Below are 6729 nucleotides of genomic sequence, written 5' to 3'. Positions count from 1 at the left end.
GTGTAATAAAAAACCAAGAAGCGTTTAAGCTCCAAGAAAGTTAAATACGGCCTTGAAGCTTAAAATGAGAGATGGTATCTACAGGTGTTTAGGTGAGCCTTATTTAAAAGCCAAAGCGCGATGTAAAATCGCACCTAAGCTTTTGTTGAGTGCGGTGGTTTAATTATTGTAGGTGAGGTTTTATACCTCGCGGGTGCTTTATAAAAACCAGACACAAGGTGCACTCCCATCCACAGCTTTAATTTTTGCTTTTTGGATTAGTAATGTTGATGTGTTTTTTCACATTTATAGGTACACTCTTTTAAAGCTTTAATTCAGGGAATGAATAATGATTAAATGGATTTTACTGGTATTTATTAGCGTATTTACAACTTTTCCTCAAGCTGGTGAGGCTTACACACAAGCTCAATGCGATAGCATTAAAAAGCAGCGCGAAGCTATTCGCTCTCAATTTAGAAGTGGCTACAGTAATAAAGAAGGTGAGCGTTTAACTGCGCGCGATAAAACGCTATTTACTTTACTTGCTAATCACTGCAGTAAGCCTAAAAAGAGTGGTAGCGCTTATCAGGCTTCTTCTTCTACTCCAACTCGTACGCCTAATAGCAATTGGTTACTCAATCAAAAAGTATCAAACATGTCTTTGCACAGCGATAGCTATAAAGATGCCGCTAAGCTTGATGCTTGGTCAAAATTTTATAAATTGCCCAAACGTTGCCGTAAAAAAGGGATGGAGTCGGCCGACTTTGTATGGTGTAGTGAGTATCGGGGTAAGCAAAAAGAGTTGTTTGAAGCACAGTGGCAAGGGCGCCCATAAAGATGTTTAAAACAAAATTGCGCGTGGTGTTTATATTTTTTGTGCTGCTAATTGCATCGGCGCTCATTGCTAATCATTTTACTGGACGGGTATTTAATTATCACGATCCTATAGGCGAGGTTAAACGAATTTATAATAGTTTATCGTCGCAGGTAACTACTGAACCGTTAGCAACTAAACAACTCAAAAATGTAAGCACGGCAACTTTACAAAATGTATCAGTATCTGCCGATAATCACTTATCGCAAGCTAACAATACGCGCTGCGTGGATGTGTCGTTGGGTAAGGTTAAATATAAACGAAGTGGCGATATATTTACGTGGACAGACAGTGACGGTGTGCCGCATTTTAGTGATAAAAAACCGGACTTCGCAGTAGCAACTTACGATACTGGTTTTATTGAACCGTTAGATTACTTTGACCTCACTTTAAATACGCCTAATTTACCTTCGTCATTTAACCAAGAGTTACGCATAAAACTCAATACTGTATTTAAAGTATATGGACAGATTATTGGCGTACATGCACTTAAAAAGGTAAAGCTTAATTTAACGGTATTGCCTACGCGCCGCACTTATGAGGCTGCAATAAAGCAACGCGGTGGTAACCCTACAAACACTGCGGGTATGTATTTTCACGCGAGTAATTCTGCTTTTATTCATTATGATAATGCACACAGTGCAATGCGAACTGCGGTACATGAAGCAGTGCACGCCATTAATAAAGCAGTTTTAGGTTACACCCCGAGATGGTTTAATGAGGGGGTTGCTGAATACTTTGAGCTTACTAAAAATAATATGCAAACAGCTATTGTTGAGCCGAATAGTTCATGGACGAAAAATAACAATATTACTAAAAGTGTATTTTCGATTGATTCGTTAGTGGGTTTGGATGACTCATGGAAAAAAGGTGACATCAGTAAGTTGTATGCAAGCAGTTGGGCTGCAATTTACTTTTTAATGGATACTCAAGCAGGGAGAGCGTTACTTAAGAATATAATGCTTGCTGAGCTAGAATTCCTCTGTAATAAGCTATCTGAAAGGCAATTAAAAACGATGATGTATAAGCAATTTCCTAATCTTAATCGTGAATATTCTCAGAGGTTAAAAAAGCCTTTAAAAGCGCATATATTTTAAATAAGGTAAAAATTTAAAAGCTTCGCTTTTCGCGAGCAAGCTTCGCGCCTACAGGTGTTTAGCTTGGCTATTAAGCTCAAAATGTCATTAACTTTCCATAAGTAACTTATGCTTTACTTATGGGGTTGTGTTTTATTTTACTTCCTATAAGTAAGGTAAGGTTTACTTATAGGCAGTAAATATATGTTCAAACTTAAAAGTAAGTTATATTTGACTTTTGGGTTGGCTACCCTAAAATAAATTGTATAAGTAAACTATAGTTGACCTTTCATGAGTGAATTACCAGCAAAAAAAACACTTGGAAGAGTTGTTAAACGCACTGAAATGCCTGATCTATCAAAGCCGTTTTCGTCGGTGCGGCTCGCTAAAGCGATTACTTCAAAGCGAACTGGCATGAAGCTTACGCTGGTTGATGTATCGCAAGCACTTAATATTTCAAAGCCTACGCTGATAAAAATAGAAAAAGGTGATGTGAATGTGCAGTTTTTTAATGTACTCAAAGTGATGGAATACTTGGGGCTGTCGTTTAGACTTGTCAGTGATGACGAGTCGCACCACAATAACAAGGATGAGGTGAGCGATGAGCAGTGGTATTAAAAAAAATAGCTTAGATGTATTTATTGGGCATACGCAGAAGATAGGTGCGATAACTCTTGATATAGGCTCTGAAAATGAAATTGCATTTACCTATGAGCCTGAGTGGATTAATAAGGGTTTTGCTATTTCACCACACTTACCGCTCAATGGTGATTTTGACTCACGTGATGTGCGTAATTATTTACAAAACTTATTACCCGAGGGCAAAGGTCTTGATGAAATTATAAGTAGTACTACTATCTCTAAAAATAATACGTTTGGTTTGATTAAAGTAATTGGCGAGGAAACGTCAGGCGCTTTGTCGTTTAGAGCAAGTAACAATACTTTAAAGCAAACATTTTTTCGTGAAGTAACTAGGGTCTGTTGATCTTTGCGGATTAAAATTTGTCCAAACTAGGAGCTATTTAATCGCGGCGCGAGATTTGCAACCTAGTGGGCTAAGTAAAAACCGAGCAACAAAGAGTAAATAGCTCCTAGGAAGAACCCTTTGGGCAGCGCCTGTTTGGCATTAATGCTACGTTATCGCCCATTTATGGGGAATACCACACTGCATAGGCTCTGCCTTGCCTAAATACCAAACAGGCTGCTGCAAATTTAACCTTGAAAGAACAACAGACCCTAGTGACGAGCTAAGCCAAAAACTTAAACGCTTTGTACAAGTTGGAGAGCCAATTACTCATTGGGATGGCCGAACTCGGCTCTCTGTTGCTGGCGTTCAAGACAAACTAAACCTACTCGAAATCAATAATAAATTAGGATTTGGTGAAGGGGAGCTATGTTCTAATAAAATTTTTAAATTCGAAACAGGTACCGCGCCTTTCATTGCAGTAAATGAACTTTTTACCATGCTTTTGGCAAAAGAGTCGGGGCTCAATGTTCCCCATGTTGAGTTGCGTACTTACGCAGATGTAAGAGTATTTGTAATAGATCGTTTTGATAGGCGCGTTACACAAGATCAAAGCCGTGTATTACGTCGTCATATTATTGATGGTTGCCAAGCCACTAATTTACCTCCTTCTTATAAATATGAGCGTCAGCATGGTGATGATGGGGATGGTATTTATATTCGAGATGGCGTTTCTTTTGCAAAACTCTTTAGTGTTAAAACAACGAATGTACAAGCGTATGAGGCTCAGCTTATTCGTTGGATGACATTTAATATTTTAGTACGTAATTACGATGCTCATGGCAAAAACATTAGTTTTTTTGTTGGTAAAAATGGTTTAGAGCTTACGCCGTTTTACGACTTGGTAAATATAGAGGCTATTATTGAGCAGGGAAGCATTGACCGTGATATGGGCTATTTACAGCCTAAAATATCAAGGTGTTATGCTATGTCAGTGGGGGAGCATAATTCGCAAAGTGCGGGCAATTTTACTAATGAGATTACAGCTTACATGTTAGCTGATTTTGCTGATGAATTTGCTATTTCACTACCACGGATGCAACTACTTATGAGTCAAACCGTTGATTCTGTATTAGCCGCAATTGATACGGCTAAAGTTTCTGCTGTTAAAAATAACTTATCTTCTGCTGAATTAGCACACATTGATTTGTGCATAAAAATAATTAATAAAGCTGCAAATAAGCTGAGTGAGCAAATAATACAACTACCAAATATGGATGCATTTATAAATTTCAGAAAATAAATACACGCATTTTGAGTGATAAATTCATATATTGGTTGCCATCGCCAACGCGATATAAGTAAATTAAAAGCGCGAGATAAATTCCGGCTTACAATTTAAAAGCTACGCTTTTCGCGCGAGCAAGCTTCGCGCCTACAGGTGTTTAGCTTGGCCTTATTAAAAAGCCAAAGCGCGATATAAAATCGCACCTACGCTTTTGTTAAGAGTGGTGTTTACATTAATGTAGGTGAGGTTTTATACCTCGCTTAAAAATACATTTTTTACCACAGGAAAGTGAATTACTGTTCAATGTAACGCTTAAAAGTAATGAGGCAATTAACTCTACTATTCGCCTCATTGAATGAGGCAAATAAATAACATAGACTGAAGCTAATTACCTTTAGGACTAATGATTATGTGGATATGGCAACTGCAAAACTGGCCAAACTTTACGTGGGATGCTGCAGCGCTTGCTCCTTTACTAAGGGATCTTTCATATAATCAAGGTTTATTAGTAGGGCGTATGGGCGTGCAAAGTGCTCAACAAAAGCAGCAAGCCCTTGATACTTTACTTGCAAATATTATTCACTCCAGTGCGATTGAGGGTGAAAAGCTTAATGCATTTTCGGTTCGCTCTTCTCTTGCTAAAAAGCTCAATATTAATGAGCAACCTTACCCAACAACAGTGCAAAGCGATAATCTTGCAGAGATTATGCTTGATGCAATAAATAACACAGACTCACCGCTTAATTTAGAGCGAGTGCTTAATTGGCATCGCTTATTGTTTGCTGGTGAGCAAAGCTTATTTACTAAAATTGAGGGCGGGCAATTGCGTGGTGACCAGCCAATGCAAGTTGTGTCGGGGCGTTTAGATAAACCGGTATTACATTTTACGGCGCCTCCTAAAGAGCGAGTAAATAAAGAGCTTTCGCTATTTTTTAACTGGTTTAACAAAATGCAAAACGAACCTCAAATAGATCCTTTTATTCGGGCAGCTATCGCACACTTATGGTTTGTAACAATACATCCACTTGAGGATGGTAATGGGCGTATTACACGCCTTATAACCGACCTGGCATTAGCGCAAGAACATGCTGAGTCAATTCGGTTTTACGCTATGTCGGTGGCTATTTTAGAAGACAGAAAAAGCTACTACGAGGTGCTTGAAGCCACTCAACGTGGAGAGCTTTGTATTACCCAATGGGTTAAATGGTTTTTATGTACGCTTAATAATGCGATACACCATACGCTTAATAATATTGAGCAAACAATTTTTAAAACCAATTACTGGGCAAGTAAAGATCAAACAAAGCTAGGTGAGCAGCAAGTAAAAGTGCTTAATAAGTTACTTGATGGCCAATTTGAACAGGGTATTAGTGCGAGTCAGTATCAAAAGGTAGCTAAGGTTAGCCGTGCAACCGCAACACGCCATTTATCGGACTTGCAAACGCTTGGATTTTTAACGAAAACCGCCGCAGGTGGGCGTAGTACACGTTACAAAATTGCCTAATGAGGCAATTACACATATTATTCGCCTCATTGTGTGAGGCGAATAGGTGTTTGAATTGTTGTAGGGGAGGTTTTATACCTCGCGGGTGTTTTTATAAGAACAAAGCGCGATGTAAAATCGCACCTACGGTTTTGTTCAGTGCAGTGGTTTAATTATTGTAGGTGAGGTTTTATCTATGAATCTTTGTTTAGCTCTGTAATCGCTTTAATACTAAATGCGTGCATAGTTGTGTAGTGTTGCTTTTTAATGATTGTTTTAACGATACTTTGGTCAATATTTAAGTAATCGTGAACAAGAGCATTTCGTAAGCCTATAATTTTACGCCATGACAGTAGTTCTGCCTCGCTCAAAAAGCCCAAATTAGTAAGTTCGCTAAATGTTTGATAGGCGTTGCTACTGGTACTACTTTTGTGCTGCTTTAGCCAATGCTTTGATAAACCAATACACACCTCGGTCATTAACTGTAGTAATCGCTCTGCAGCTCGGTAGTCTCTACTATTAAGTGAATCGATTTGACTGAGTTCGTCGAGTTCTTGCATATATTCGTCAATATGGCGTGTTACTTCACTTAAATAAAGTGTAATTCCGGTATCAGTCATGTTTACTCGCTATGGTTTCAAATTCGAACTGGCTATATATACGCTGCTGCTCTCTCATCGCTCTAACACTATTATTGCTTATAATTATTTTTCCATATTCAATAACGTTGAAAGCTAAATAACTTGGAATAATATTTATATCAACAATCGAAATAAGTTGTTCGTTAAGATTAAGTGCATTACTTATTTCAAGCTCAAGCTCTTTTGGCCTAAGGCGCTTATCGAACGATTCCAGATCAAAGTTTTTAAATGCTATGGCTAAGTCAATGTCACTATGAGGCTGAGCTGTCCCTTTTGCATGGGAGCCATATAGCCAAACTACATCAATGTCGGTGTTTTGATGTAAATACTCAATTATTTTTTGTATAACTTCATTTGCCACGAAAAAGTAACCATTGATAAAAACAGTAATAATAACCTATCAGTTTTATAGTGAACATTAAAA

Annotated in this window: 8 protein-coding genes; 6 read left to right on the top strand and 2 right to left on the bottom strand. The window is 38.1% G+C overall.

The window, feature by feature from the left end:
• Positions 1-328: 328 nt before the first annotated feature.
• From GQR53_RS13485 to GQR53_RS13460, 6 genes are all read left to right on the top strand, one after another.
• Positions 329-814, top strand: a complete 486-nt coding sequence (locus tag GQR53_RS13485) for a hypothetical protein (RefSeq protein WP_165744185.1) — start codon at positions 329-331, stop codon at positions 812-814.
• 2 nt (positions 815-816) lie between these two features.
• Positions 817-1950: a DUF1570 domain-containing protein gene (locus tag GQR53_RS13480; RefSeq protein ID WP_165744184.1), complete on the top strand. Its 1134-nt coding sequence runs from the start codon at positions 817-819 to the stop codon at positions 1948-1950.
• Positions 1951-2220: 270 nt separating this feature from the next.
• On the top strand, positions 2221-2547 hold the full coding sequence (locus GQR53_RS13475; protein WP_165744183.1) for a helix-turn-helix transcriptional regulator: 327 nt from the start codon (positions 2221-2223) through the stop codon (positions 2545-2547).
• Positions 2531-2914, top strand: coding sequence for a HipA N-terminal domain-containing protein (locus GQR53_RS13470; protein ID WP_240917477.1), 384 nt, complete (start codon positions 2531-2533; stop codon positions 2912-2914). Before GQR53_RS13475 ends, GQR53_RS13470 begins: the two co-directional genes overlap by 17 nt.
• A 196-nt stretch (positions 2915-3110) precedes the next feature.
• On the top strand, positions 3111-4196 hold the full coding sequence (locus GQR53_RS13465) for a HipA domain-containing protein (RefSeq protein WP_240917476.1): 1086 nt from the start codon (positions 3111-3113) through the stop codon (positions 4194-4196).
• Positions 4197-4590: 394 nt separating this feature from the next.
• Entirely contained in the window at positions 4591-5685 is a 1095-nt protein-coding gene (locus GQR53_RS13460) for a Fic family protein (protein WP_165744186.1), read from the top strand.
• 173 nt (positions 5686-5858) lie between these two features.
• On the opposite strand, the gene GQR53_RS13455 is transcribed toward GQR53_RS13460, so the two are convergent.
• The gene (locus GQR53_RS13455; protein ID WP_002962076.1) at positions 5859-6284 is read right to left on the bottom strand and encodes a DUF86 domain-containing protein; all 426 of its coding nucleotides are present in this window, start codon (positions 6282-6284) and stop codon (positions 5859-5861) included.
• On the bottom strand, positions 6277-6666 hold the full coding sequence (locus GQR53_RS13450; protein WP_165744182.1) for a nucleotidyltransferase domain-containing protein: 390 nt from the start codon (positions 6664-6666) through the stop codon (positions 6277-6279). The genes GQR53_RS13455 and GQR53_RS13450 overlap by 8 nt, the downstream gene beginning before the upstream one ends.
• Positions 6667-6729 lie beyond the last annotated feature (63 nt).

This window comes from Pseudoalteromonas sp. Z9A6, assembly GCF_011378805.1.
GTDB lineage: Bacteria > Pseudomonadota > Gammaproteobacteria > Enterobacterales > Alteromonadaceae > Pseudoalteromonas > Pseudoalteromonas distincta.
This window is presented reverse-complemented; position numbering and strand designations above follow the sequence as displayed.

Bases quoted from the DNA above. Each gene is read 5' to 3' on its own strand.
- GQR53_RS13460 (WP_165744186.1), top strand. From the start codon at position 4,591: ATGTGGATATGGCAACTGCAAAACTGGCCAAACTTTACGTGGGATGCT.
- GQR53_RS13470 (WP_240917477.1), top strand. From the start codon at position 2,531: ATGAGCAGTGGTATTAAAAAAAATAGCTTAGATGTATTTATTGGGCAT.
- GQR53_RS13475 (WP_165744183.1), top strand. From the start codon at position 2,221: ATGAGTGAATTACCAGCAAAAAAAACACTTGGAAGAGTTGTTAAACGC.
- GQR53_RS13485 (WP_165744185.1), top strand. From the start codon at position 329: ATGATTAAATGGATTTTACTGGTATTTATTAGCGTATTTACAACTTTT.
- GQR53_RS13480 (WP_165744184.1), top strand. From the start codon at position 817: ATGTTTAAAACAAAATTGCGCGTGGTGTTTATATTTTTTGTGCTGCTA.
- GQR53_RS13455 (WP_002962076.1), bottom strand. From the start codon at position 6,284: ATGACTGATACCGGAATTACACTTTATTTAAGTGAAGTAACACGCCAT.